Annotated in this window: 28 protein-coding genes and 1 other RNA gene; 17 read left to right on the forward strand and 12 right to left on the reverse strand. The window is 63.7% G+C overall.

Annotated elements, in window-relative coordinates:
- The first annotated feature begins 437 nt into the window (after positions 1-437).
- The 4 genes from ACS7SF_RS12685 to ACS7SF_RS12700 all read left to right on the forward strand — a co-directional run bounded on the left by ACS7SF_RS12685 (position 438) and on the right by ACS7SF_RS12700 (position 3,728).
- Complete coding sequence (locus tag ACS7SF_RS12685; RefSeq protein WP_439890115.1) at positions 438-1,346, forward strand: glutamate/aspartate ABC transporter substrate-binding protein; 909 nt, start codon at positions 438-440, stop codon at positions 1,344-1,346.
- Between the two features lie 220 nt (positions 1,347-1,566).
- Positions 1,567-2,295 (forward strand): amino acid ABC transporter permease, encoded by a 729-nt coding sequence (locus tag ACS7SF_RS12690; protein ID WP_439890116.1) that lies wholly within the window; start codon positions 1,567-1,569, stop codon positions 2,293-2,295.
- Between the two features lie 18 nt (positions 2,296-2,313).
- Complete coding sequence (gene gltK, locus ACS7SF_RS12695; RefSeq protein ID WP_048934005.1) at positions 2,314-2,997, forward strand: glutamate/aspartate ABC transporter permease GltK; 684 nt, start codon at positions 2,314-2,316, stop codon at positions 2,995-2,997.
- The gene (locus ACS7SF_RS12700; RefSeq protein ID WP_439890117.1) at positions 2,994-3,728 is read left to right on the forward strand and encodes an amino acid ABC transporter ATP-binding protein; all 735 of its coding nucleotides are present in this window, start codon (positions 2,994-2,996) and stop codon (positions 3,726-3,728) included. Before gltK ends, ACS7SF_RS12700 begins: the two co-directional genes overlap by 4 nt.
- A gap of 64 nt (positions 3,729-3,792) precedes the next feature.
- Here the strand turns inward: ACS7SF_RS12700 and ACS7SF_RS12705 are convergent, their stop codons facing one another.
- The gene (locus ACS7SF_RS12705) at positions 3,793-4,623 is read right to left on the reverse strand and encodes a class II glutamine amidotransferase (RefSeq protein WP_426396976.1); all 831 of its coding nucleotides are present in this window, start codon (positions 4,621-4,623) and stop codon (positions 3,793-3,795) included.
- A 184-nt stretch (positions 4,624-4,807) separates the two neighbouring features.
- Between ACS7SF_RS12705 and ACS7SF_RS12710 the strand changes: the two genes are divergently transcribed.
- The 4 genes from ACS7SF_RS12710 to rnpB all read left to right on the forward strand — a co-directional run bounded on the left by ACS7SF_RS12710 (position 4,808) and on the right by rnpB (position 8,333).
- On the forward strand, positions 4,808-6,106 hold the full coding sequence (locus tag ACS7SF_RS12710) for a glycerate kinase type-2 family protein (protein ID WP_439890118.1): 1,299 nt from the start codon (positions 4,808-4,810) through the stop codon (positions 6,104-6,106).
- A gap of 32 nt (positions 6,107-6,138) precedes the next feature.
- Positions 6,139-7,173 (forward strand): dihydroorotase, encoded by a 1,035-nt coding sequence (pyrC, locus tag ACS7SF_RS12715; RefSeq protein WP_439890119.1) that lies wholly within the window; start codon positions 6,139-6,141, stop codon positions 7,171-7,173.
- A 4-nt stretch (positions 7,174-7,177) separates the two neighbouring features.
- Complete coding sequence (locus ACS7SF_RS12720; protein WP_439892750.1) at positions 7,178-7,972, forward strand: DUF3025 domain-containing protein; 795 nt, start codon at positions 7,178-7,180, stop codon at positions 7,970-7,972.
- Between the two features lie 19 nt (positions 7,973-7,991).
- Positions 7,992-8,333: RNase P RNA component class A (gene rnpB, locus ACS7SF_RS12725), an RNA gene on the forward strand.
- Position 8,334: 1 nt separating this feature from the next.
- On the opposite strand, the gene ACS7SF_RS12730 is transcribed toward rnpB, so the two are convergent.
- On the reverse strand, positions 8,335-8,781 hold the full coding sequence (locus ACS7SF_RS12730) for an OsmC family protein (RefSeq protein WP_439890120.1): 447 nt from the start codon (positions 8,779-8,781) through the stop codon (positions 8,335-8,337).
- Positions 8,782-9,402: 621 nt separating this feature from the next.
- Here ACS7SF_RS12730 and rplM point away from each other — a divergent pair.
- The 5 genes from rplM (at position 9,403) to erpA (ending at position 12,172) form a co-directional block, all read left to right on the forward strand.
- A complete protein-coding gene (gene rplM, locus ACS7SF_RS12735; RefSeq protein WP_426396983.1) occupies positions 9,403-9,831 on the forward strand; it encodes a 50S ribosomal protein L13 in 429 nt (142 codons plus the stop codon).
- A gap of 12 nt (positions 9,832-9,843) precedes the next feature.
- Complete coding sequence (gene rpsI, locus ACS7SF_RS12740; protein WP_004633190.1) at positions 9,844-10,236, forward strand: 30S ribosomal protein S9; 393 nt, start codon at positions 9,844-9,846, stop codon at positions 10,234-10,236.
- Between the two features lie 230 nt (positions 10,237-10,466).
- A complete protein-coding gene (locus tag ACS7SF_RS12745; protein ID WP_439890121.1) occupies positions 10,467-11,222 on the forward strand; it encodes a DUF6776 family protein in 756 nt (251 codons plus the stop codon).
- A gap of 43 nt (positions 11,223-11,265) precedes the next feature.
- On the forward strand, positions 11,266-11,670 hold the full coding sequence (locus ACS7SF_RS12750) for a bactofilin family protein (protein WP_439890122.1): 405 nt from the start codon (positions 11,266-11,268) through the stop codon (positions 11,668-11,670).
- Positions 11,671-11,797: 127 nt separating this feature from the next.
- Positions 11,798-12,172: an iron-sulfur cluster insertion protein ErpA gene (gene erpA / locus ACS7SF_RS12755; protein ID WP_252676715.1), complete on the forward strand. Its 375-nt coding sequence runs from the start codon at positions 11,798-11,800 to the stop codon at positions 12,170-12,172.
- Between the two features lie 66 nt (positions 12,173-12,238).
- On the opposite strand, the gene ACS7SF_RS12760 is transcribed toward erpA, so the two are convergent.
- Complete coding sequence (locus ACS7SF_RS12760; RefSeq protein ID WP_439890123.1) at positions 12,239-13,393, reverse strand: anhydro-N-acetylmuramic acid kinase; 1,155 nt, start codon at positions 13,391-13,393, stop codon at positions 12,239-12,241.
- 177 nt (positions 13,394-13,570) lie between these two features.
- On the opposite strand from ACS7SF_RS12760, the gene tyrS reads away from it, so the two are divergent.
- Genes tyrS through ACS7SF_RS12775 form a run of 3 tightly spaced genes read left to right on the forward strand, consistent with a single transcriptional unit; the run spans position 13,571 to position 16,038 of the window.
- A complete protein-coding gene (tyrS, locus tag ACS7SF_RS12765; RefSeq protein WP_439890124.1) occupies positions 13,571-14,842 on the forward strand; it encodes a tyrosine--tRNA ligase in 1,272 nt (423 codons plus the stop codon).
- Positions 14,839-15,339: a D-aminoacyl-tRNA deacylase gene (gene dtd / locus ACS7SF_RS12770; RefSeq protein WP_439890125.1), complete on the forward strand. Its 501-nt coding sequence runs from the start codon at positions 14,839-14,841 to the stop codon at positions 15,337-15,339. Before tyrS ends, dtd begins: the two co-directional genes overlap by 4 nt.
- An 18-nt stretch (positions 15,340-15,357) precedes the next feature.
- Positions 15,358-16,038, forward strand: a complete 681-nt coding sequence (locus tag ACS7SF_RS12775; RefSeq protein ID WP_439890126.1) for a histidine phosphatase family protein — start codon at positions 15,358-15,360, stop codon at positions 16,036-16,038.
- On the opposite strand, the gene ACS7SF_RS12780 is transcribed toward ACS7SF_RS12775, so the two are convergent.
- From ACS7SF_RS12780 to ACS7SF_RS12795, 4 genes are read right to left on the reverse strand one after another with little or no spacing between them, the layout of a single operon-like run.
- On the reverse strand, positions 16,035-16,745 hold the full coding sequence (locus tag ACS7SF_RS12780) for a queuosine precursor transporter (RefSeq protein WP_439890127.1): 711 nt from the start codon (positions 16,743-16,745) through the stop codon (positions 16,035-16,037). The genes ACS7SF_RS12775 and ACS7SF_RS12780 overlap by 4 nt on opposite strands.
- Before the next feature lie 16 nt (positions 16,746-16,761).
- Complete coding sequence (gene ruvB / locus ACS7SF_RS12785) at positions 16,762-17,838, reverse strand: Holliday junction branch migration DNA helicase RuvB (RefSeq protein WP_439890128.1); 1,077 nt, start codon at positions 17,836-17,838, stop codon at positions 16,762-16,764.
- A gap of 51 nt (positions 17,839-17,889) precedes the next feature.
- Positions 17,890-18,471, reverse strand: a complete 582-nt coding sequence (gene ruvA, locus ACS7SF_RS12790; RefSeq protein ID WP_439890129.1) for a Holliday junction branch migration protein RuvA — start codon at positions 18,469-18,471, stop codon at positions 17,890-17,892.
- 54 nt (positions 18,472-18,525) lie between these two features.
- Positions 18,526-19,665, reverse strand: a complete 1,140-nt coding sequence (locus ACS7SF_RS12795) for a glycerophosphodiester phosphodiesterase (RefSeq protein ID WP_439890130.1) — start codon at positions 19,663-19,665, stop codon at positions 18,526-18,528.
- A gap of 151 nt (positions 19,666-19,816) precedes the next feature.
- On the opposite strand from ACS7SF_RS12795, the gene ACS7SF_RS12800 reads away from it, so the two are divergent.
- Positions 19,817-20,563: a class I SAM-dependent methyltransferase gene (locus tag ACS7SF_RS12800; protein ID WP_439890131.1), complete on the forward strand. Its 747-nt coding sequence runs from the start codon at positions 19,817-19,819 to the stop codon at positions 20,561-20,563.
- A gap of 1 nt (position 20,564) precedes the next feature.
- Here the strand turns inward: ACS7SF_RS12800 and ruvC are convergent, their stop codons facing one another.
- The 5 genes from ruvC to ACS7SF_RS12825 form a co-directional block, all read right to left on the reverse strand.
- Positions 20,565-21,110: a crossover junction endodeoxyribonuclease RuvC gene (ruvC, locus tag ACS7SF_RS12805; RefSeq protein ID WP_048934020.1), complete on the reverse strand. Its 546-nt coding sequence runs from the start codon at positions 21,108-21,110 to the stop codon at positions 20,565-20,567.
- Between the two features lie 99 nt (positions 21,111-21,209).
- Positions 21,210-22,784: a bifunctional phosphoribosylaminoimidazolecarboxamide formyltransferase/IMP cyclohydrolase gene (gene purH, locus ACS7SF_RS12810; RefSeq protein WP_439890132.1), complete on the reverse strand. Its 1,575-nt coding sequence runs from the start codon at positions 22,782-22,784 to the stop codon at positions 21,210-21,212.
- Positions 22,785-22,871: 87 nt separating this feature from the next.
- Positions 22,872-23,105 carry a Fis family transcriptional regulator gene (locus tag ACS7SF_RS12815; RefSeq protein ID WP_048934022.1) on the reverse strand — a complete coding sequence of 78 codons (234 nt, stop codon included), beginning with the start codon at positions 23,103-23,105 and terminating at the stop codon, positions 22,872-22,874.
- The gene (dusB, locus tag ACS7SF_RS12820; protein WP_439890133.1) at positions 23,102-24,169 is read right to left on the reverse strand and encodes a tRNA dihydrouridine synthase DusB; all 1,068 of its coding nucleotides are present in this window, start codon (positions 24,167-24,169) and stop codon (positions 23,102-23,104) included. The genes ACS7SF_RS12815 and dusB overlap by 4 nt, the downstream gene beginning before the upstream one ends.
- Positions 24,170-24,364: 195 nt before the next feature.
- Positions 24,365-25,612 (reverse strand): NAD(P)/FAD-dependent oxidoreductase, encoded by a 1,248-nt coding sequence (locus ACS7SF_RS12825; protein WP_439890134.1) that lies wholly within the window; start codon positions 25,610-25,612, stop codon positions 24,365-24,367.
- Position 25,613: the final 1 nt, after the last annotated feature.

A 25,613-nucleotide genomic window follows, 5' to 3' on the forward strand; every position in this document is an offset into this window, starting at 1 on the left:
TGAAGAAAGCCGGTGTTCATGGGGCCAACCATAGCGTCCCGGGACACTGCACCATCAGAAGGGCGGCGGCATCGATGATGTCGTCGCCCTTCGTCTATTCTCCAGTTGGGTTCGTGTAAGCGACAGAGAGCGCACATCGGGCAGACGATTCTCCCTTTGGTTTTCCTGAGTAGTTGGCGGCCACCCGCTCAAGCGATCGCACTTGCGTGCCGATCGTGCAGAGTCGGTCGGTAAAAGGCGGCTGCGTGACATTTCCGGTTTTCCGGAAAGGCGCGATGCAAGCTGTCCGATAGCTCGGAATGCAGGGTTGCGGCAAGGCCGTGCCCAAGGGAAAAAACGCCGTTCGATTCAACGATGTAGTGGCAACACCAATACTGTCGCTATATGTTTTTTGGTACAGTCCCGTCTTTCTCTTTCATGGTCAAAAGGAGACTTTCATGAACCTCGCCAAGCTGGCAACTGTGCTTGCTGCCGTTGGTGTCGCTGTGGGTACATTCGGCGGCGCTGCGCACGCAGAAGAGCTGACTGGTACGCTGAAGAAGATCAAAGATACCGGCACCATCACGCTGGGCGTACGCGATTCGTCGATTCCGTTCAGCTACAACGTCGGCGGTGTCCGCACGATCGGCTATTCGTACGACGTTGCCACCAAGATCGCTGAGGACGTGAAGAAGCAACTCGGCCTGAAAGATCTGAAGATCAACGAGATCCCGGTCACTTCGCAGAACCGCATCACGCTGCTGCAGAACGGCACCATCGACCTGGAGTGCGGCTCGACCACGAACAACCTCGAGCGCCAGAAGCAGGTGTCGTTCACGGACACCATCTTCATCATCGGCACGCGCATCATGGTGAAGAAGGATTCGGGCATCAAGGATTGGGCTGACCTGAAGGGCAAGAACGTCGTGACGACGGCCGGCACGACGTCCGAACGCCTGCTGCGCAAGATGAACGATGACAAGCAGCTGGGCATGAATATCATCAGCACGAAGGACCATGGCCAGTCGTTCCTGACGCTGGAATCGGGCCGCGCTGTTGCCTTCATGATGGACGACGCGCTGCTGTACGGCGAGCGCGCCAAGGCCAAGAACCCGAACGACTGGGTGGTCGTGGCCAAGCCGCAATCGCGCGAAGCCTACGGTTGTATGGTCCGCAAGGATGACAAGCCGTTCAAGGCCCTGGCCGACAAGACCATCGCCGGCATGATGAAGGACGGCACGATCAACGCCGAGTACAAGAAGTGGTTTGAGACCCCGGTTCCGCCCAAGGGCGTGAACATGGAGTTCCCGCTGTCGGACGACATGAAGGCGCTGATCAAGAGCCCGAACGACAAGGCTCTTGACTGATCGGCTCCCTCAACGGGCCTGAAAGAAGCGTCATCGAAACGGAAGGCAAAGACCGGTCAACAGGTCATCACCCTTCCGTTTCTTTTTAGGAGTCTGTTCCCGTCCGTAGCGATTGGCCCGACGTTGGCCTGGGAAGCTCGCCGCACACCGCGTGTGGCGCGCATCGCAGGCCAAGATCAGGGCGCGCAGCAGGAGGGGGCAGGCGCAGAGGGGAACCATCATGAATTACCACTGGAACTGGGGTGTCTTCTTTACGGAAGCCGCCCAGAATCAGACTTATCTCGACTGGCTGTTGTCGGGCTTGAAGACCACCGTTGTGCTCGGTCTTTCCGCCTGGATCATCGCGCTGGTCATCGGCTCCGTGCTCGGCGTGCTCCGCACCGTGCCGAACAAGTGGCTGTCGGGCTTTGCCGCAGCGTATGTGGAACTGTTCCGCAACATTCCGCTGATCGTGCAGCTCTTCATCTGGTACTTCGTCATGCCCGAACTCGTGCCGGGCGGCGACTACATCAAGCAGATGAACCCCGCCACGGCGATGTTCCTGTGCGCGATGCTGTGTCTCGGTACCTTTACCGCGGCGCGTGTGTGCGAGCAGGTGCGCTCGGGGATCAATTCGCTGCCGCGCGGCCAACGCAATGCTGGTCTGGCCATGGGCTTCACGCTGGCGCAGACGTATCGCTACGTGATGCTGCCGATGTCGTTCCGCATCATCGTGCCGCCACTCACCTCGGAATTCCTGAACATCTTCAAGAACTCCGCCGTGGCATCGACCATCGGTTTGCTCGAGCTTGCCGCGCAAGGCCGCCAACTGGTGGACTACACCGCGCAGCCGTACGAATCGTTCATCGCCGTGACGCTGATGTACATGCTGATCAACCTGACCGTCATGGGCCTGATGCGCTGGGTGGAAGCACGTTCCCGGCTGCCTGGCTTCATCGGCGGCAAGTAATCGAGGCGAGGACACTTCATGGCTTATCACTTCGATTTCTCATCCGTCAACGCCGACAACATGCGCGTGCTCGGCGAGGGGATGCTCCTCTCGCTGGAGATCACGGGCACGGCCATTCTGGTCGGCATCGTCTGGGGCACACTGCTGGCGATGATGCGCCTGTCGGGCATCAAGCCGCTGCAGTGGTTCGGGCAGGCGTATGTGAACCTCTTCCGCTCCATCCCGCTGGTGATGGTGCTGCTGTGGTTCTTCCTGATCGTGCCGCAGGTGCTGCAGAAGATCTTCAACCTGTCGCCGGCCACCGACATGCGCATGACGTCCGCGCTGGTCGCCTTCGCGCTGTTCGAAGCGGCGTACTACTCGGAGATCATCCGCGCCGGTATCCAGAGCGTGTCGCGCGGGCAGATGTTCGCGGCCTATGCGATGGGCATGACGTACGGCCAGGCCATGCGCCTGGTGATCCTGCCGCAGGCGTTCCGCAACATGATTCCGCTGCTGCTCACCCAGGCGATCGTCCTGTTCCAGGATACATCGCTGGTGTACGTGAGCGCGCTGTCGGACTTCTTTACGCAGGCATACAACATCGGTGAGCGCGACGGCCGTATTGTCGAACTGCTGCTGTTTGCCGGCTTGTGCTATTTCGTGATCTGCTTCGGCGCCTCCGTGCTGGTGAAGCGACTTCAGAAGAAGGTGACCCAATGATCGAGATCAAGAACGTTTCCAAGTGGTATGGCGCCTTCCAAGTGCTGACCGATTGCACCACCAGCGTGAAGAAGAGCGAGGTGGTGGTGGTGTGCGGCCCGTCGGGTTCGGGCAAGTCCACGCTCATCAAGACCGTCAACGCGCTGGAGCCGTTCCAGAAGGGCGAGATCCTGGTTGATGGCACCTCGGTGGGCGGCCAGGGCACCAACCTGCCGAAGCTGCGTTCGCGCGTGGGTATGGTGTTCCAGAACTTCGAGCTGTTCCCGCACCTGTCGATTACCGAAAACCTGACGATCGCGCAGCAGAAGGTGCTGGGCCGCTCCAAGGAAGAGGCGATGGCCAAGGGCCTGAAGTATCTGGATCGCGTGGGTTTGAAGGCGCACGCTGCCAAGTACCCGGGCCAGCTGTCGGGCGGTCAGCAGCAGCGCGTGGCGATTGCCCGTGCGCTGTCGATGGACCCGATCTGCATGCTGTTCGACGAGCCGACCTCCGCGCTGGACCCGGAAATGGTCAACGAAGTGCTCGACGTGATGGTGGAGCTGGCCAAGGAAGGTATGACCATGATGTGCGTGACCCACGAAATGGGTTTCGCCCGCAAGGTTGCCAATCGCGTGATCTTCATGGACCAGGGTCGCATTGTTGAAGACTGCGAGAAGGAAGAGTTCTTCGGCAACATCGACGCTCGCTCCGATCGCGCCAAGCAATTCCTGTCGAAGATCCTGTCGCATTAAAAGCAGGTCTCCGGCAAAAGAAAAGCCGCTCTCAGGAGCGGCTTTTTGTTGGGCGACGATCGTGTCAGGTGCAGGCTGTATTGGCTGCGTTGGCGATCTGTACCGCTTCCGGAATCGGCACCTTGGTTGCCATGGTGGCCTGGCCCGATTCGAACATCAGCAGTTCGCCCGGCACGAATTGCGTCCAGACCTCGTTGTCGGTGAGCGGCGCGGTGGCGATCACGGCCACGCGGTCGGCGGGCGTGGTGTATTTGGCGAAGTCGATCGTCATGTCGGCGTCAATCAAATGCGCCGTCGAGAATGGCCATTGCCGCACGATGTAGTACAGCCGCGTCGAGCAATGCGCGAACTGCGCCTGCCCGTTGCACAGCAGGAAGTTGAACACGCCGTAGCGCGTGATTTCCTTGGTGATGTCCGACAGCGCGTAGAACAGCTCGTTGAGCGGCGGCTGCGACCCCGGAAACCGTTTGCGCAACGACTGCATGATGTAGCAGAAGGCAAGTTCGCTGTCGGTATCGCCCACCGGCTGGTAGACGCCCGATAGGAACGGCGAGAAGTTCTTCAGATCGCCGTTGTGCGCAAAGATCCAGTGCCGGCCCCACAGCTCGCGCATGAATGGGTGGCAGTTTTCCAGCCGCACCGTGCCCTGCGTGGCCTTGCGGATGTGCGAGATAACGTTCTTCGACTTGATCGGGTAGCGCTTGACCAGTTCGGCCACCGGCGAGGTGCCGGCTGACTGGTTGTCGATGAAGAGGCGGCAGGCCTTGTCTTCGAAGAAGGCGACGCCGAAGCCGTCGGCATGGTGGTCGGTCACGCCACCGCGCGCGGCGAACCCGGTGAACGAGAACGTCACATCGGTCGGTTCGGCGCAGTTCATGCCCAGCAGCTGGCACATGGTGGGGGAAAAGTCGGATGCAATAAAATAGTCATTATCCTGCCGGCCGCGGGGGGTGCCAAGCGACTTGGCGTTCTCGGCGCCGGCTGAGCCGCCCGTCGTTGCGCTCAAGCCGCATCCCGCCAGAATTGGCATCAAACGAGTATCCCCGTTCGCTCAACCTCGCCTAACTGGACGTCACCCCATGAAGCTTGATCGTGCCGCCGCCCGAGCCCTTTTGCTGGAGAGCTACGCTGCGGCCGTGAGCGCGGCTGACCCGCTGAAGATCGTCGCCGGCTTTCTCCCGCCGCCGCATGCTGGCGGCAAGACGCTGGTGGTCGGCGCCGGCAAGGCGGCGGCGTCGATGGCGCTGGCGGTCGAGCAGGCCTATGCCGGCTGCGCGCAGATCGAAGGGCTGGTCGTCACGCGCTATGCACATGGCTTGCCGACCGAGCACATCCGCGTCATCGAAGCCGGCCACCCGGTGCCCGATGAAACTGGTGAACAGGCCGCGCAGGAAATCCTCGAGCGCGTCTCGGCCCTCACTGAGAACGACCACCTCATCGTGCTGGTCTCGGGCGGCGGTTCGAGCTTGCTGTCATTGCCCGCCGAGGGCATCCCGATGGCGGATCTGAAGGCGGTGACGCGCGAACTGCTCCGCTGCGGCGCGCCGATCACCGACATGAACATCGTGCGCAAGCATCTGTCGCGCATCCAGGGCGGGCGTCTGGCAGCCGCATCACGCGCACTGGTCACGACGCTCATCGTTTCCGACGTGGCTGGCGACGATCCAAGCGCCATCGCCAGCGGCCCGACCGTGCCAGATCCGAGTACCTATGCCGACGCGCTCGCCGTCCTCAAGCGCTGGGGCGCGCAGATGCCCGATACCGTGCGCGCCCATCTCGAGCGCGGCGCACACGGCGAGATTGCCGAAACGCCCAAGCCCGGTGATGCCTGTTTCGTGCGCGTCACCAATCACGTCATCGCCACCGCGCAGCACAGTCTGCAAGCTGGCGCGCAGGTGTTCGCGGCGCGGGGCATCCGCGCGGCCATCCTGGGCGATACCGTGACCGGCGAGGCGCGCGAGGTCGCCCAGGTGTATGGCGCCCTGGCGCGGCAGATTCGTCAGCACGGCACGCCGTTCGCCGCGCCGGTCGCGCTCATCTCCGGCGGCGAATGCACGGTAACGATCCCGGCGGGCCTGACCGGCGGCCGCGGCGGGCGCTGTGCGGAGTTCCTGCTGTCCCTCGGCGTCACGCTCGAAGACATGGACAACGTCTACGCGCTCGCTGCCGATACAGACGGCATCGACGGATCGGAGGACAATGCGGGCGCGCTGCTCGACCCTGCGTCCATTGCCCGTGCCGCCGCCAAGGGTGTCACCGCCCGTGCTGCGTTGGACGCACACGATGCCTACGGTTTCTTCGCCGCCGCCGATGACCTGATCGTCACCGGCCCGACGCGCACCAACGTCAACGATTACCGCGTCATCCTCATTCTTTGAATCTGCATTCCGCATCTGAAGGCTGCACCTCCATGACCGACACTCTCACAATCGTCCGCCCCGATGACTGGCACCTGCACCTGCGCGATGGCGACGCGCTCGCCGACGTGGTGGGCGATACCGCGCGCCAGTTCGGCCGGGCGATCATCATGCCGAACCTCAAGCCGCCGGTGACCACCACCACGCAGGCGCGCGCCTACCGCGACCGCATTCTCGCCGCGCTGCCTGCCGGCACGCAGTTCGAGCCGCTGATGACGCTGTACCTGACCGACAACACGTCGCCCGAGGTGATCCGCGAGGCCAAGGCCAGCGGTTTCATCCACGGCGTGAAGCTGTATCCGGCCGGCGCCACGACCAACAGCGATGCGGGCGTCACGGACCTGCGCCGCTGCACCAAGACGCTCGAATCGATGCAGGAAGTCGGCATGCCGCTGCTGGTGCACGGTGAGGTGACCGACCCGACCGTCAACATCTTCGACCGCGAAGCCGTCTTCATTGACACCGTGATGCTGCCGCTGCGCCGCGACTTCCCCGCGCTGAAGGTCGTGTTCGAGCACATCACCACCAAGCACGCCGCTGAATACGTGCGCGATGCGGAAGGGCCCGTCGGCGCGACCATCACCGCGCATCACCTGCTGTACAACCGCAACGCGCTGCTTGTTGGCGGCATCCGCCCGCACTACTACTGCCTGCCGGTGCTCAAGCGGGAGACGCACCGCCTAGCGCTGGTGGCGGCCGCAACGTCGGGCCACCCGCGCTTCTTCCTCGGCACCGACAGCGCACCGCATGCCAAGGGCATGAAGGAACACGCGTGCGGTTGCGCCGGCTGCTACACCGCGCTGCACGCCATGGAGCTGTACGCCGAGGCCTTTGAAGACGCCAACGCGCTCGACAAGCTCGAAGGCTTTGCCAGCCTGAACGGCCCCGATTTCTACGGCCTGCCGCGCAACGCCGGGACGCTCACGCTCACCCGCTCGCAATGGCAGTTGCCCGCCGAAGTGCCGTTCGGCGAGCAGACGCTGGTGCCGTTGCGCGGCGGTGAAATGCTGCGCTGGAAGTCGGTCTGAGTTGCTGGTCGATGACCTGGGTGCGATCGACTGGACCCATCCGGCGTTCGCACCGCTTGCACCAATCGGCACGCCCATCGCAGACGCGATTGCGCGCGGCGCCGATGTCCGGGATGCCCTGAACGCGCATCCCGCCGCGCAGGCGATCTGCACATCCGGCGGTCATGCCTTGCGCTTCATCCCGCAAAGCGCGTTGCCTACCGGCACGGCCTACGAAGCGCACATCGCCGCAACCGGCGAAGTCCCCACGCGCGACAACCTTCACGACTTCTTCAACGCCCTGATTTGGCTGCACTGGCCCCGCGCCAAGGCGGCGCTTAACGCGCGTCAGGCGTGGGCGATCTCGCAAGCGGGAATCGGCGCGGCGCGCGGCACCGTCCGTGATGCCGCCACGCTGTTCGACGAGAACGCGCTCATCTTCCTACACACCGACGACGCGCCCGAACGCTGCCTGACCGGTTTCGATTGGCGGGGTTTGTTTGTCCAGGGCAGGGCAACATGGGGTGCGTCGTGCATCGTTTTGCCATTCGGCCATGCCTTGCTGGAAAAGCTGGTCGCGCCGTACAAGTCGATCACCGCGCATGCGTGGCCTGTGAGCGTGTCTGCGTTGCCGGCGGATCGGGTCTCGCTCGACACTGTTCTGGCGGACACCCTGCTCAACACCGAACTGACGCCCCGCGATTTCCGCCCGCTGCCCGTCATGGGCATCCCGGGCTGGTGCGATGCCAATGAAGATGCCGGCTTCTATCTAGATACGACTGTCTTCCGCCCGGGCCGCCGGCGGGTTATCCCTGAATAGTGCTAGACTCGCGCCTCGCGAAGCGGACCAGACAACCGCTGCTTGCGCCGCCTCGTGTGAGCGCAAGGGGAGGAAAGTCCGGACTCCATAGAGCAGGGTGATGGCTAACGACCATCCACGGTGACGTGCGGAATAGGGCCACAGAGACGAGTCTTCGCCCCGGCTTCGGTCAGGGCGAAGGGTGAAACGCGGTAACCTCCACCCGGAGCAATCCCAAGTAAGCAGGCGATGAAGCGGCTCGCTGAGTCTGCGGGTAGGGAGCTTGAGCCGGCTGGCAACAGCCGGTCTAGAGGAATGGTTGTCACGCCGCTGGTTTCGGCCATGCGGCGCACAGAATCCGGCTTATCGGTCCGCTTCGCTTCTTATTCCGATGCCGTCGGCTGCGTGGCCAAGTCCACCAGCTCCAGCGAGTGCGTGATCTCGGCCGTCTTGGCCAGCATGATCGACGCCGAGCAGTACTTCTCGTGCGACAGCTGGACCGCACGTTCTACCGTTTCCCGTTTCAGATTGCGCCCCGTCACCGTAAAGGTGAAATGGATGCGCGTGAAGACCTTCGGATCGGTATCGGCGCGGTCGGCGTGCAGCTTGACGCTGCAACCCTGCACATCCACGCGGCCGCGCTTGAGGATCAGCACCACGTCATAGGCGGTGCAGCCGCCGGTGCCCAGCAGCACCATTTCCATCGGGCGCGGAGCAAGGTTGCGGCCACCGCCATCCGGTGCGCCATCCATTGTGACGAGATGTCCACTGCCGGTTTCCGCCAAAAAGGCCATGCCGTCCGGCCCGGTCCAGGTGACTGTGCAATCCATGTCCAATCCTTGAGCAGAAGTCGGCCAGCGCCGACGAAAAGCCACATTGTAGCTATCCGGGCGAAACCCGGCTGCGGGCCCTAGGGTGATCTCGTGTTGACACGGACATTCATGCGGGAAGGTGCAACCCGCCTTCTTTGCACCGGAATTGGGCTTGGATTCGAAGAAATTCTCTAGCGGGCAACCTCATTCACGAAGCTGAATTTCCCTAAGTCATTGATTATTAAAAGATTGCTGAGATTCGGTGTGCGTCTGCATGCTTTCCGCATTACGAAATGCAATTTCGTAGTGCAAATTACCTTGCGTGTGCCCCAGAAATGGGTATAATTTGCACCATTGGATCGGCTGACGCGGTGCAACCCACCAAGTCAACGGTCAGCAGGTGTCTCCTCCACCCTCCTCCTTTGGTGGATTCAAACCCAAGCTCAATAGCTTGGGTTTTTTTTCGTCCCTACAGTCGGAGCGCGCCTTTTTCCTTGTGTCAAGGGCTGCTTGCGGGGTACAATCGAAATCTTTTCCGGATTGCCCGCGGAAAAACAGGCAGCAAAAGACGATCCGTTCGTGAGCAGTCAACGCACGATACGGGTCCACTCGGGCACTGACTCAATATTTGGAAAAATCATGAAGACCTTTTCCGCAAAGCCCCATGAGGTGAAGCGCGATTGGTTCGTGATTGACGCGACGGACAAGGTCCTCGGGCGTGTCGCCAGCGAAGTGGCACACCGACTGCGCGGCAAGCACAAGCCTGAATTCACTCCGCACGTCGACACGGGCGATTTCATCATCGTCATCAACGCAGCCAAGCTGCGCGTGACGGGCGCCAAGACGACCGACAAGAAGTACTATCGCCACTCGGGCTACCCGGGCGGTATCTACGAAACGACGTTTGGCAAGATGCAGCAGCGTTTCCCGGGCCGTGCCCTGGAAAAGGCTGTGAAGGGCATGCTGCCGAAGGGTCCGCTGGGCTACGCGATGATCAAGAAGCTGAAGGTTTACGCCGAAGGCACGCATCCGCACGAAGCACAGCAGCCGAAAGCGCTGGAAATCTAAGGGGCCACATCCATGATCGGTAACTGGAACTATGGCACCGGCCGCCGCAAGAGCGCTGTGGCACGTGTCTTCATCAAGTCCGGCAAGGGCGACATCATCGTCAACGGCAAGGCCATCAACGAGTACTTCGCTCGTGAAACCTCGCTGATGATCGTGCGTCAGCCGCTGGAGCTGACCAACCACGCAGCTACGTTCGACATCAAAGTCAACGTGGTCGGCGGCGGTGAAACCGGCCAAGCCGGTGCTGTGCGTCACGGCATCACCCGCGCCCTGATCGATTACGATGCAACGCTGAAGCCCGCCCTGTCGAAGGCCGGTCTGGTGACGCGTGATGCACGTGAAGTCGAGCGTAAGAAGGTTGGTCTGCGCAAGGCCCGCCGCGCCAAGCAGTTCTCGAAGCGTTAATCCGCTTCCTGCTGCTTCAGCAAGAAACCACACCCTCGGGTGTGGTTTTTTGTTTTGTGCGCGCCAATCAAGCCGTGTGATCATTCCGGCGCCTCGCTTACCCTTTGCAACAGCTCCGACATGTCGGTGGGACTACAATTCACATTTCGTTAGCGTTTGGTCCTTATGATGCAATCCGCTGTTTCGCCTAAACCGATTCTGATTCGCAACGCGGGTCAGGAGGCGCGCGTATGAAGGCGCGTCGCTTATTGCGTCGCGCTTCCGTGCTCGCCCCGAACGTCACCGTACGTTCGCGATTGCCATGGCCAGTGACGGTCCTGCTGATTGCGGTGGTACTGGGGGTCGCCGCCGCGGCGGCGCTGTGGGCCTTCGAAGAAGGGCGCCGCCTGACGGGCCCGCACGACAGCGACCTGCGAGCGATGAATCGCGAGTTGACCGCCAAGCTGGCTGCTGTGCAGGCCGAGCGCGACAAGCTCGCCGCGTCCGCCGGCACCGTGGATGCCCGACTTGGCATGGCTGAAGGCGCCCAGGCGCAGATGGCCGAGCAACTCAAGGCCCTGGAAACCGAGAACGCGCAGTTGAAGGAGGATCTGGCCTTCTTCGACAGCCTGTTGCCCGCGCCCACCAATTCCGCCGGCATCTACGTGCGGAGCTTCCGCATCGCCCCGGATGAGGCCCAGCCGACGCGCTTGCGTTTCCGCGTCTTGCTCATGCAAGGCGGCGGCAAGGCCTTTGCACCGGTCTCCGAGTTCGAGGGGCAATTGGCCCTCACGCTGAACGTGGTGCAGGGGGGCAAACCTGCTACGATCGATTTCCCGGGGGCGGCGGCTGGCGGGGCGGCTGCCACTGCCACCCGTGTCAAGCTCACGCACTACCAGCGTCTGGAAGGCGCTGTGGACGTGCCCGCAGGCACAACGGTGAAGTCGGTGATGGTGAAGGTGTTGCAGAACGGCAAGATCAAGGCGAGCCAGAGTTTTTCTATCTGACGGGCGTAGTCCTGTCGATGATCCGTACATAGAGGAGTCGACGATGCTGTTTGGCAAAAAGAAAGGGCTGGCGATCGAAACGCTGCTGGGGGCCAGCACCAAGCTGGAGGGGGATCTGCGCTTCTCCGGCGGTTTGCGGATCGACGGCGAAATCAAGGGCAATATTTACGGCGATCCCGAAAAGCCCAGCATGCTGGTGATTACCGACAGTGCACGCGTTGAAGGCGAAGTGCATGTCGGGCACCTGATCCTGAACGGCACGGTGGTCGGCCCGGTGCATGTGGCCGAGCTGCTCGAGTTGCAGCCGAAGGCGCGTATCGAGGGCAACGTGCAGTACGCCGCGCTCGAGATGCACCAAGGTGCCGTCGTCATGGGCACGCTGACGCACGCGGCACCCGGCGATGTGAAGTTGCTGCCCAATCTGAAGCTGGCATCGAACCAGGACTGATCACGCCGTGCGCCGGCCGTTGTTGGCGCACCGCACAATGCCCACTTGAAATGCGGGGCTTCGGCACGATTTGCAGCTTGAGCTTAAAATACAGGCAAGTTTCAGACGCATCCCACAGGAGATTTTCATGAACGCAGTCGCGCAGGCAGCCACGCCCGATGTGAACGAGGTTCCGGCTCCGCTGGTCTTTACCGACAGCGCTGCGGACAAGGTCAAGCAACTGATTGAAGAGGAAGGCAACCCGGCCTTGAAGCTGCGCGTGTTCGTGCAGGGCGGCGGGTGCTCGGGCTTCCAGTACGGTTTCACCTTTGACGAAGAGACCAACGAAGACGACACGACCATGACCAAGAATGGCGTGTCGCTGTTGATCGACTCGATGAGCTACCAGTACCTGGTGGGCGCCGAGATCGACTACAAGGAAGACATCAACGGCGCGCAGTTCGTCATCAAGAACCCGAATGCTTCGACCACCTGCGGTTGCGGCTCGTCGTTCTCGGTCTGACGCGGCATCGCTGCCAAAGAAAAAGCGCACTTCGGTGCGCTTTTTTGTTGCCTGCTGATCCGGCGCTCAGGCCGGATAGATCGCGCCGAGGATGCGGCCGCCAGAGGCGCCGGTCGCCGTGTGCAGATTGCCATGGGCGCGGCGCACGCATTGCCGCGCGAGCCACGCAAAGGCCAGCGCTTCGACCTGATGCGCGGGCACACCGAAGTCGTCCGTCGGGGCGACCTGCACGCCGGCCAGCTGCTGGGCGATACGCGCCATCAGCGCGCCGTTGCGTGCGCCGCCGCCGCAGACCAGCAGCGATGTCGCCTGCGGCGCGTGCGCGCGTACGGCATCGGCGATGGTGTCGGCGGTCAGGGCGAGCAGGGTGGCTTGCGTATCTTCGGGGCGGGCAGCGGTGAGCGCATCGCCGAGCGTCTGTTGCAGCCACGCCGGATTGAACAGGTCGCGGCCGGTGCTCTTGGGCGGCGGCGCGGCGAAGAACGGTTCGGCCTTCAGGCGCGTGAGCAGGGCTGCGTCGACGTGACCGGTGCGGGCCCAGGCGCCATCGGCGTCGTAGCGGGTGCCTTGGTGCGTGTGGACCCAGTAGTCCATCAACGCGTTGCCGGGGCCGCAATCGAAGCCGAGCACAGCGTCGCGCGCGTCCGTTGCCTGCGGCGGCAGCACGGTCAGGTTGGCGATGCCGCCGATATTGCAGACCACGCGCCACGCGTCGGGCAGGCCGAACAGCGCGCGGTGCAGCGCCGGTACGAGCGGTGCGCCCTGGCCGCCGGCAGCGATGTCGCGGCTGCGGAAATCGGCGATGACGTCGATGCCGGCACGCTCGGCCAGCACCGCGGCGTGTTGCGTCTGGCGCGTGTAGCCGACGCCATCGTGCGCGCCGGGCTGGTGGCGGATCGTCTGCCCATGCGCACCGATGGCCCGCACATCATGCGGGGTCAGGTCGGTGGCGGCGAGCAGCTTGGCGACGCATTCTGCGTAGACCGCGGCCAGCGCGTTGGCAGCCAACGCTTCGCGGTGAATCTCGTCGTGGCCGGCGTGCTGCAGGTCCAGAAAGCGCTGGCGCAGTTCGGTCGGAAAGGGCACGTACGCGTCGGCCAGCACGGCTGGGTGCTCGCCGGAAAAGTCCGCCAGTACGCCATCGACGCCGTCCAGGCTGGTGCCGGACATCAAGCCGATGTAGCGGTCGCTGCGGGGTGTGGTGTGGTCGGGATGGCTCATGCGCGACAGCTTACCAGCGCAATGGCGGGCCAAATGGACGCATCACGGTAAAATCACGGGATTGCGCAGCCGGCCCGTTGGATTCGATGTCGGCCATCGCGCACGCACCGGTTTCCCCGATTGTTGATCCGTTCGCGCCGCTTTCCATTCTGCGGCGCGGTGACCTTTCTTTTTGCCATGACCGCATCTGACGCTTCCAACGCACCCGCATCCGACAACGCCACGCCGGGCAAACCCAAGTATCCGGTGACGCCGGAGGTGGCGCACGCGATGGAAGTCTCGCTGCGCGGCTGCGATGAGCTCCTCGTCGCGGCAGACTGGGAGCAGAAGCTCGCCCGCAGCGCCGCCACCGGCGTGCCGCTGCGTATCAAGCTCGGCCTGGATCCGACCGCGCCCGACATCCACATCGGCCACACGGTGGTGCTCAACAAGATGCGCCAGTTGCAGGACCTAGGGCATCAGGTGATCTTCCTGATCGGCGATTTCACGTCGACGATTGGCGATCCGTCCGGCCGAAACTCGACCCGCCCGCCGCTGACGCGCGAGCAGATCGAGGCCAACGCGCAGACCTACTACCGCCAGGCCAGCATGGTGCTGGACCCGAGCAAGACCGAGATCCGCTACAACAGCGAATGGTGCGACCCGCTGGGCGCGCGCGGCATGATCCAGCTGGCCTCGCGCTACACCGTCGCCCGCATGATGGAGCGGGACGACTTCACCAAGCGCTTCAAGGGCGGCGTGCCGATCTCGGTGCACGAATTCCTGTACCCGCTGATGCAGGGTTACGACTCGGTCGCGCTCAAGTCCGACCTGGAGCTGGGCGGCACCGACCAGAAATTCAACCTGCTGGTCGGGCGCGAGCTGCAGAAGGAATACGGCCAGGAGCCGCAGTGCATCTTGACGATGCCGCTGCTGGTCGGCCTGGACGGCGTGGAGAAGATGTCCAAGTCCAAGGGCAATTACGTCGGCATCAGCGAGGCGCCGAACGAGATGTTCGGCAAGCTGATGAGCATCTCCGATGACCTGATGTGGACGTACTACACGCTGCTGTCGTTCCGCCCGCTGGCCGAAATCGATCTGATGAAGCAGGAGATTGCGCTGGGCCGCAACCCGCGCGATTGCAAGGTGCTGCTGGCGCAGGAAATCATCGCGCGCTTCCACAGCCAGGCCGACGCCGAGCGCGCGCTGGAAGACTTCAACCACCGCGCGCGTGGCGGTGTGCCGGACGACATTCCGCAGATCGAGCTGTCGGGCGCGCCGCTGGGCATCGCGCAACTGCTCAAGCAGGCCGGTCTGTGCCCGTCAACGTCGGACGCCAACCGCAACATCGAACAAGGCGGCGTGAAGATCGACGGCACTGTCGTCAGCGATAAGGCGCTGAAGGTGGAAGCCGGCACGTTCGTCATGCAGGTCGGCAAGCGCCGCTTTGCGCGCGTGGTGTTGTCGTGATCGGACTGATCCAGCGTGTGTCGGAAGCGGCTGTCCGTGTGGATGGCCGCGTGGTCGGCGAGATCGGCCCGGGCCTGCTCGCGCTCGTGTGCGCCGAACGCGGTGATACCGCCGCCGAGGCTGACCGCCTGCTGGAGAAGCTGCTGAACTACCGCGTGTTCTCCGATGCACAGGGCAAGATGAACCTGCCGGTGCGCAACATGGACGGCAACGGGCAGGCAGGCGGCTTGCTGGTGGTGTCGCAGTTCACGCTGGCGGCGGATACCAAGTCCGGCACGCGCCCGAGCTTTACGCCCGCTGCCGCGCCGGAAGACGGCCGCCGGCTGTATGAGCACTTCGTGGCGCGGGCCCAGGCGCAGCACCCCATCGTCGCCACCGGCGAGTTCGGTGCCGACATGAAGGTGTCGCTCGTCAACGATGGCCCGGTCACGTTCTGGCTGCAGATCGCGCCGCAAGTTGCGCGCGTGGCCGCACCGGAAATCGCCAAATCTGTCTGACTCGTTCGGGAACCCGTGATGCCACGCGCCGCCGCCATCCCCATGCTGATGCCGCAGATCACCCACATCGTGCTCGTCCGCCATGGCGAGACCGACTGGAACCGCGAGCGCCGCCTGCAAGGTCAGCTTGACGTGCCGTTGAATACGCAGGGGCTGGAGCAGGCCACGCAACTGGGCAAGGCGCTCGCCCGCGAGCGCTTCGATGCCGTCTACGCGAGCGATCTGTCGCGTGCGAAGCAGACTGCGCAGGCGCTGGCGGATGAAGTGGGCGTGACCGTGCGCGATGACGCCGGTTTGCGCGAGCGTCACTATGGTCAGTTCGAAGGCCTGACCTACGCCGAAGTCGCCGAGCAGCATCCGGCCGAATTCGATGCGTGGCAGAACCGCGTACCCGAGTTCGCCCCGCCCGGCGGCGAGACACTCACCCAATTCCATGAGCGTGCGGTGGAGACCGCCCTGCGCCTGATCCGCCGCCACCCTGGCGAGCGCATCGCGCTGGTCAGCCACGGCGGCGTGCTGGATTGCCTGTATCGCCACGCCAACGCGATGACGCTCACCGAGCCGCGTCAGCACGAGTTGCGCAACGCCAGCATCAACCGGCTCTCATCCGATGGTCATCAACTGACCGTGCTGCAGTGGGGCGATGTCGCGCACCTGGATTTGCTGGTGCTCGATGAAGTCGATCGGCGGGTGCCTTAAACCTTCAGCCGGAACGGCGTGAAGTTGGTATCGCGATCGTAGTAGTCCTCGTTCTCGGCGCGCTTGAGGAAGGCGACAACGCGGTAGGTGAGCGGCGTGGCGACGATCTCCCAGCCGGTTTTGAGGATGTATTGCGCGATGGCCACGCGCAGCACCTGTTCATGCGGCCAGATGCCATAGAAGGCGATCACGTAGAACAGCGACGAATCCACCGCCTCGCCCACCATCGTGGACCCGACGATGCGCGTCCACAGCCATTTCCCTTCCGTCGCGATCTTCATCTTCGCCAGCGTGTAGCTGTTGGCGAAGCTGCCGCACCAGAATGCAATGAGCGACCCGGCGACGATGCGTGGAGTGTTGCCGAACACGTCGGTGAGGCTCTTCTGGTAGTCGGCCATGAAGGGCGCCACCGGCAGTGCCAGCACCACCAGCGACATGAACGACGCGAAGATCAGCGCGGCAAAGCCGGCCCACACCACGCGCCGGTCGCGCCCGTAGCCGTACACCTCGGTGAGGATGTCGCCGAAGATGTACGAGATCGGGAAGAACAGCACGCCTGCGCCAAACGTGACGGGCCCGATGATGGGCAACGTAATCTGCGCCGCCTTGGCCGCGCCGATCAGGTTCGAGCACAGCAGCACTGTGACGAACGCGGCCATGACGAAGTCGTAATAGCGGAAGCTGCGCTGAGGACTTTGAGCAGTCATGGCGGCGGGTGGGAGGTTAGTTGTTGTTGTCGTCCCAGAGCTCACGCACCGGGCCGCTCTTGGGGGCGCCCAGCCCGAAATGCAGGTACGCGGAGGCCGTGGCTACGCGCCCGCGCGGCGTGCGCTGTAGGTAGCCCTGCTGGATCAGGTACGGTTCGAGCACGTCTTCAATCGTGTCGCGCTCTTCGCCGATCGCGGCGGCCAGGTTGTCGATGCCGACCGGCCCGCCGTTGAACTTGTGCAGGATCGCTTCGAGCAGCTTGCGGTCCATCAGGTCGAAGCCAACCGCATCCACATCGAGCATCGCGAGGGCAGCGTCGGCCACCTCGCGTGTGATGATGCCATCGGCTTTCACCTCGGCATAGTCGCGCACGCGGCGCAGCAGGCGGTTGGCGATCCGGGGCGTGCCGCGCGAGCGCTTGGCGATTTCCAGCGCGCCCTCGTCAACGATGTGCGCATTCAGCAGGCCAGCGGAGCGCTTGACGATCTTCGCCAGTTCGGCGGGCGTGTAGAACTCCAGCCGCGCGACGATGCCGAAGCGGTCGCGCAGCGGGTTGGTCAGCATGCCGGCGCGCGTGGTGGCACCCACCAGCGTGAACGGCTGCAGATCGAGCTTGACCGAGCGCGCCGCCGGGCCCTCGCCGATCATGATGTCGATCTGGTAGTCCTCGAGCGCCGGGTACAGGATTTCTTCCACCACGGGCGAGAGCCGGTGGATCTCGTCGATGAAGAGGACGTCGTTGGCTTCGAGGTTGGTGAGCAGCGCGGCCAGGTCGCCCGGGCGCTCCAGCACGGGGCCGGAGGTCTGGCGCAAGTTGACGCCCATCTCGCGCGCGATGATGTGCGCCAGCGTCGTCTTGCCCAGGCCGGGCGGGCCGAACAGCAGCACGTGGTCGAGCGCTTCCTGGCGCTTCTTGGCCGCCGTCATGAAGATGTCGAGCTGGCCGCGCACCTTTTCCTGGCCGACGTATTCGTCGAGCAGCTTGGGGCGCAGCGCGCGCTCGAACGCCTCCTCGTTGGGGGAGGCGGGGGAGGCTGAAATCAGGCGTTCAGCAGAGACGGCCTTGGCGGCGAGCTTGTCGGTTTCGATCATGACGGGCGGAAGGCAGTGGCGGCCATTTTACCGCCTTGCCGCGCCCAAGCATCAGCCTTTGGAGAGCGCCTTGAGCGCCAGCTTGATGCCTTCCGACACGCCCGTGCCGGCCGGCACCTGCTTGATGGCCAGCGCGGCTTCCTTGTCGGAATACCCCAGCGCCAGCAGGGCGTTGAGCACGTCCACCGCATCGTCCGACACGGCTGGGCCGCCCGGCACTGCACCCAGGTCGGCACCGAGCTTGCCCTTGAGTTCGAGCAGCAGGCGTTCGGCCGTCTTTTTGCCGATGCCAGGGATGCGCGTGAGCCGCCCGGCTTCCTGCAGCGTGACGGCCTGCGCGAGTTCAGCCACCGACATCCCCGACAGCACGGCCAGCGCGATGCGTGCGCCGATGCCCGAAATCTTGATGAGCTGGCGGAAGGTTTCGCGCTCGGCAGCGGTGCCGAAACCGTAGAGCAGGTGCGCATCCTCGCGCACGATCTGCTGGATGAGCAGCACAAGCGGCGCCCCGGTGGCGGGCAGGTTGTAGAACGTGCTCATCGGCACGTCGATTTCGTAGCCGACGCCGTGGCAATCGACCAGCAGGTGCGGCGGGTTCTTTTCGATCAGCGTCCCGGCGATGCGTCCGATCATGGGTGGGGTTCCTCCTCCAAAACGGGACGCAGTGTAGCCGATGCCGGGTGGGTTTTAACGCTTGAAGGTCGAGACCGCTTGCCGCCCGACCGCCGGATCGTCGGTGAAGAAACCGTCGACGCCCGCGCGCAGGAAGGCTTGGATTTCCGTGATCGAGCCGCTCACGTTGCGCGTGTTGTCCGCGCCGCTGCGCAGCGAGGGCGGCAGGAACGTGTTCTCCGGGCGGAACGTGTACGGATGGACGATCAACCCGGCGTTGTGCGCGTTGCGGATCAGGTCGGTCGGGTCGGTGAGTTTGCCGTTGGCATCCAGCCCCAGGATGCTGCTTTTGTCCGGGCCGACGCCGTTGGCATAGGCGGCGATGTCGCGCATGCCCTGGCTGGTCATCATGTCGCCAAAGGTGCGGCTGTCCTTAGCGACCACGAAGTCGTAGGGTTGCCGACTGGCTGTGCCCATCAGTTGCACGAGCTTCCAGTTGGGCTGGCTGCTGCCGATCTTGTTGCGGATGGTCTTGAGGTTGGCGACTTCGAACGACTGGATGTAGACCGTCGTGCGGTTCGCAGTGAAGGCATCGGCGCGCAGGCCGTCGATCAGCTTGTCTTCCAGCGGCAGGCCGATCGACTGGAAGTACGTGGGGTGCTTGGTTTCCGGATAGATGCCGATGTTGCGGCCGAGCTTGGCCGATTGGTCGCGCGCCAGCGCGATGATCTCGTCGAGCGTGGGGATGTCGAACTGGTCGTTGTAGGCGACGTTGTCGGGGCGGATGCTGGGGATGCGCTCGCGTGCGCGCAGCGTTTTCAATTCGCCGAGCGTGAAGTCTTCGGTGAACCAGCCGGTGACGCTCTGGCCGTCGATGGTCTTGGTGGTTTTGCGGCCGGCAAACGCGGCCACGTCGGCCACGTTGGTGGTGCCGGAGATTTCGTTCTCGTGGCGCGCGACCAAGACACCGTCTTTTGTGGAGACGAGATCCGGCTCGATGATGTCCGCGCCGTCGTCAATGGCCTTCTGGTACGAGGCCAGCGTGTGCTCAGGCCGCAATGCCGACGCGCCGCGGTGGCCGATCACCTGCACTATGGCGATGGGCGTGGCATCGCCGCCGCCTCCGCTACCGTGGTTGTATTCCAGCCGGCAGGCGGACAGGGCAATCGACGTACTCAAGATCAACGGGCTCAGCAGGATGAGGCGGCGCGGCATCGGGGGCTCCTGAAGACGGGCCTCCGAATGGTAGGCGGATGCGCCAGCGACAGCCAGGAGTTCGCAAAAGCTGTCAAAAAGAGTTCATTGCCGTATCCGATCCCACGGCCCCGCATAGCATTGGCTGCTCCGATTTTTTGAGTTCTTGCCAATGCGCGATTTCACATATGTCTCCGGCTTCACTGGCTACATGCAAGAGATTCTTCGGTTCGTACAGGACCACTTGTCTGAGCAGCCGCGCAAGGCGTTGGACATTCCCGCAGGTTCAGGCGTATTCGCACGGCAGATCGAGCAGCTTGGCCACGAGGTGACTCGCGCGGATATTCACGGGAAGGATGGATTCGTCTATGCCAACATGGAGGGGCGGCTTCCATTTGGGGATGCGGCGTTCGATCTGGTGACGTGCATGGAAGGCATTGAGCACGTCATTAGCCCGACTGAACTGATGCGGGAGTTGGCTCGGATTACGCGGCAGGATGGGCACATCGTTATCTCCACGCCCAATGTGATCAACTTCCGGTCGCGCCTGCAATTTCTCTTTACGGGGACGTTCTACCAGTTCGGACCGGATGGTGTGCGCCAGACCCACGGGCGCCCCGTGGATCGCGGGCACATCAGCTCACTGACCCCACTGCAACTCAGTTACATCATGGGATGCTTCGGTGCGGAACTGGTTGAGATTCGTACCGACCGGGCAAAGAAGAAGATTCTGATTCCGTTGTACCTGCTACTCAAACCCATTGCGTATGCATGGACTTGGGCTGTGTCCCGTCGCACGGCCAAGGGCACTTACCCTGGTGTGCGGAATCCGGTCCGTCTGCTGACGGGCTTCCGGTTGGCGTTTGGTCGATCGCAGATTCTGATCTTCAAGAAGATCGCGGAAGTCGCTTCGACGTAGGTCAGCCGACGAGGCGCCCACGCCGCACGCGCAAGCCCTTTTGCGCAAGCTGTGGCGCCAGCCCAGCCATGGCGGCCAGCGTCTCGCCGCCATGCGCATGGCAGATCGCCACACCCAGCGCGTCGGACGCATCCGAGCCGGGTTTGCCTTCGAGGTTGAGCAGGCGCACGACCATTTCCTGCACCTGGTCCTTGTTGGCGCGGCCGTAGCCGACCACCGCCTGCTTGAGCTGCAGCGCGGTGTATTCGAACACCGGCAGGTGGCCGCTCATCAGTCCGCAGATCACCGCGCCGCGCGCCTGGCCTAGCAGCAGCGTCGACTGCGGGTTGACGTTGACGAACACCTTTTCGATGGAGGCGCAGTCGGGCCGGTACGTGCTCACCAGCTCGGAGACGCCGTCGTACAGCGTCTTCAGTCGGCTGGGCAAATCGGCATTGCCGTTGCTCTTGATCGTGCCCGAGGCCACGTAGACGAGCTTGTGGCCGTGCCGTTCGAGCACGCCAAAACCTGTGGTGCGAAGGCCGGGGTCGATGCCGAGGATGCGCATGCCTATGAAAAAGTAAGCGTGAGTGAAGAGCCAAAGAAAAACGGGGCAAGGCGCCAGTTTACGCCTTGCCCCGTTGATCGGTCGAACGACCGTATTTGCTTAGTGACGGAAGTGACGCGTGCCCGTGAAGATCATCGCCACGTTGCGCTCGTCAGCGGCGGCGATCACTTCATCGTCGCGCACCGAGCCGCCCGGCTGGATCACGCACGACGCGCCGGCATCGACCACCACGTCCAGACCGTCGCGGAACGGGAAGAACGCATCCGACGCCACGGCCGAACCCGACAGCGTGAGGCCTGCGTTCTGCGCCTTGATGCTGGCGATGCGGGCCGAGTCCACACGGCTCATCTGGCCGGCGCCCACGCCGAGCGTCATGCCGCCGCCGCAGAACACGATGGCGTTCGACTTGACGAACTTGGCGACGCGCCAGGCGAACATCAGGTCGTCCATTTCCTTCGGGGTCGGGTGGCGCTTGGTGACCACGCGCAGCTCGCTCGGCTGTACGTTCTTGGCATCCGGGCTCTGCACCAGCAGGCCGCCGCCGACGCGCTTGAAGTCATACGCGTTCACGCCCTTGCCCAGCGGAATCTCCAGCACGCGGACGTTCTGCTTGGCCGCGAACACGGCACGTGCGCCTTCCGAAAAGCCCGGGGCGATCAGCACTTCCACGAACTGCTTGGCGACGATGTGTGCAGCAGCTTCATCCAGCGGCACGTTGAAGGCGATGATGCCGCCGAAGGCCGAGGTCGAATCGGTCTTGAAGGCCTTCTCATACGCTTCCTGCGCGGTGCCGCCGATGGCCACGCCGCACGGGTTGGCGTGCTTGATGATGACGCACGCCGCGCCCTTGGCCGGGTCGAACGACTTCACGCATTCCCACGCGGCATCGGCGTCGGCGATGTTGTTGTACGACAGCTCCTTGCCCTGCAGTTGCTTGTAGTTGGCGAGCGCGCCATCGACCGCCTTCAGGTCACGGTAGAAGGCGGCGGACTGGTGCGGGTTCTCGCCGTAGCGCATTTCCTGCACCTTGTCGAAGGCCAGGTTCAGCGTCTGCGGATACGCGCTGCGCGTGCTGTGCGACTTGTCGGCGCCCAGGCTGGTCAGGTAGTTGGTGATGGCGCCGTCGTACTGCGCGGTGTGCGCGAACACCTTCTTGGCCAGCATGAAGTTGGTTTCGTAGCCGACGGTGTTGTTGTTGGCCTGCATTTCGGCCAGCACGGTGGCGTAGTCGGCCGGATCAACGATGACCGTGACATCACGATGGTTCTTGGCCGCCGAGCGCAGCATGGTCGGGCCGCCGATGTCGATGTTCTCGATGGCGTCGGCCAGCGTGCATTCGTCCTTGGCCACCGTCTGTTGGAACGGGTACAGGTTCACCACCAGCAGGTCGATGGTCGGGATGCTGTGTTCAGCCAGCGCGGCCATGTGCTCGGGCAGATCACGGCGGGCCAGGATGCCGCCGTGCACCTTCGGGTGCAGCGTCTTGACGCGGCCGTCGAGCATTTCCGGAAAGCCCGTGTAGTCGGCTACTTCCGTCACGGGCAGGCCCGATTCGGCGAGCAGCTTGGCGGTGCCGCCGGTGGAGAGGAGCTTGACGCCACGCTCGTGCAGGGCACGGGCAAAGTCGACGATGCCGGTCTTGTCGGAAACGGAAAGCAGGGCTTGCTGGATCATGGTGGAAATACCGGTGGGCCGGTGAGCGGATGTGGCGCTGGGTTGATACCCCTGGGCGCCGTCAGAAGGAGAAATCGGTCGGTGGGCTCAGAGCAACCCGTGCTGCTGCAACTTCTTGCGCAGCGTGTTGCGGTTGATGCCCAGGTAATCGGCAGCCTGCGACTGGTTGTTGGACGCCCATGCCATCACGGTTTCCAGCAGCGGCCGTTCGACGGCCTGCAGCACCATGTCATAGACGTTGGACGGGTTCTCGCCATCCAGGTCGCGGTAATACGTATCCAGGCTGTCGCGGATGCAGCGTTCGATCGGGTTGCGGCTCATGCGGCAAGCAGTTCCTTGTTGTTGTCGTTGTTGCCCGTCGTGGGGTGGTCGCCACCGCTGGCCTGATCTTCATAGACCAGGCGGTCGGACAGCGCACGCTGCTCGTCGAAGAACGCATTGACGGCCGCCAACTGCTCGGCCGTGTCTTCGATGGTGTTCATGCGGTGGCGGAACAGGTTGGCCCCCGCCAACCCGCGCGTGTACCAAGCGATGTGCTTGCGTGCAGTGCGCACGCCGGTGAATTCGCCATAGAACGCGTAGTGCTCTTCCAGGTGCGCATTCATGATCCCGCGAATCTCTTCCACTTCCGGCGCCGGCAGCAGCGTGCCGGTGTTCAGAAAGTGTTCGATCTCGCGGAACAGCCACGGGCGCCCCTGCGCCGCGCGGCCGATCATGATTGCATCCGCACCGGTCACGGCCAGTACATGTTTAGCCTTGGCCGGCGTGGTGATATCGCCGTTGGCCACCACCGGAATGCGCACCGACGCCTTGACCGCTGCGATGGTGTCGTACTCCGCATCACCGTGGTACAGGTCCGCACGCGTGCGGCCATGCACAGTCAGCATGCTGATGCCCGCGTCCTGCGCGATGTGTGCCACGCGCAATGCATTGCGGTGTTCGCGGTCCCAGCCGGTGCGGATCTTGAGCGTGACCGGCACGCGGTCGCCCACCGCACCCACCACCGCCTCGACGATGCGCTGGACCAGCGGCTCGTTCTGCAGCAGGGCGGACCCGGCGGCCACGTTGCACACCTTCTTGGCCGGGCAGCCCATGTTGATGTCGATGATCTGCGCGCCACGATCGACGTTGTAGCGCGCGGCCTCGGCCATCATCATCGGCTCGGCACCGGCGATCTGCACGGAGATCGGCTCGACCTCGCCTTCGTGATTGGCACGCCGCATGGTCTTCTCGCTTTTCCAGAGTTGCGCGTTGGACGCGACCATCTCCGACACCGCATAGCCCGCGCCCAGCCGCTTGCACAACTGGCGGAACGGGCGGTCCGTCACACCCGCCATGGGGGCGACGAACAGGTTGTTGCGGAGGGTATGCGGTCCGATCTGCAAGGCTGGCGTAGAAGAAGCGGCTGGAAGAAACGAAAAAACACCCCTTCCGCCCAAATCTGACAACAGAGTGGCGGAGCGACGGGGAGTGAAAAATGCGAGGACGGGATTTTACCGCCAAACCGCCGGATTGCCTAAATGTTGTGCACAAACTATGCGGCAGTGCGGTCGGCGGGCGGGTATTTGCCGTGGCTGGTGTTACCGGAAGCGCTGCAGGCCGTAGGGGCGGGCGTCGATGAAGGGCGTGCGCTCGCTGACCAGATCGGCAATCAATCGCGCCGTGCCGGGGGCGCCCGTCATGCCCAAGTGGCCGTGTCCGAACGCGAAGAACACGTTGCGGTAGCGCTCCGAGCGGTCGATCACGGGCAGGCTATCGGGAATCGACGGCCGATGGCCCATCCACTGGCTGTCGTCCGCAAAGGTGAGGCCGGGGAAGAGTTGCTGACCTTGTTGCATGAGGATGCGCGCGCGGCGGTAGTCGGGCGAGGCATCCAAGCCACCGATTTCCACGGTCCCGGCAATACGCAGGCCGAATTCCATGGGCGTGGCGATGAACTTGCGTTCGCAATCCATGATCGGCCGTGAAGGCTGCACGGTCGGCGTGTGCAGCGTGGCGTGATAGCCGCGCTCGGTATCGAGCGGGATGCGGATGCCGGTGAGCTTCGCACCCAGCCGCTTCGACCACGCACCCGCGCACAGCACGAGCTTGGAGACGGGCAGCGTGCCGCAATCGGTGTGCAGGCGCGTCGGGCCGCCGGCGTCACTGCGGCCGAATTCGACATCCAGCACCTTGCGCCGTAGGAACGTGCCGCCCGCCGCCAGAAAGTTGTCCGCCAGGGTCTTGACCAGTCGCTCCGGGTTGACTGTGAAACCGTTGTCTGGGAGCAGCAGACCGGATTGGATGTCAGTGGCCAGCGCGGGCTCGAGCTCGCGTGCCTCACCGGCATTCAGGGCTTGCGAGCGCACGCCGGTGGCGTCCCGGATGGATTGCGCCAGCACATCGCCCGATGAGCGCGTCAGCGTGCGCCAGACATACAGGTGGCCCGTCTGGCGGATCAGGCTGTCGTATTGCGCGGCATCGAGCAGGCTGCGGTAGCCGGCGAAGGTCGCGCCAAAGAGGTTCGCCAGCGGCTTCGCGGTCGCGCGGGCCTGCGCTTCATTGCCGGCGAGCACCCATTGCAACAGCCACGGCAGCGCGCGGGGCAGGTAAGGCCAGCGCACGGTGAGTGGTCCCATCGGGTCGGCCAGCCACTTGGGAACCTGCTTCAGCATGCCTGGCAGCGCCATCGGCACGACCGACGCCACGCTCAGGCAGCCGGCGTTGCCAAACGAGCAGCCTTCACCGATGCCAGCCTGGTCGAGCAGGGTGACCTGATGGCCATCGCGCTGGAGGTGGAGTGCGCATGCCGTACCGACAATCCCAGCACCCACCACCGTGATCTGCATG

The organism is Ralstonia sp. 25C, assembly GCF_051904805.1.
Taxonomy (GTDB): Bacteria; Pseudomonadota; Gammaproteobacteria; order Burkholderiales; family Burkholderiaceae; genus Ralstonia.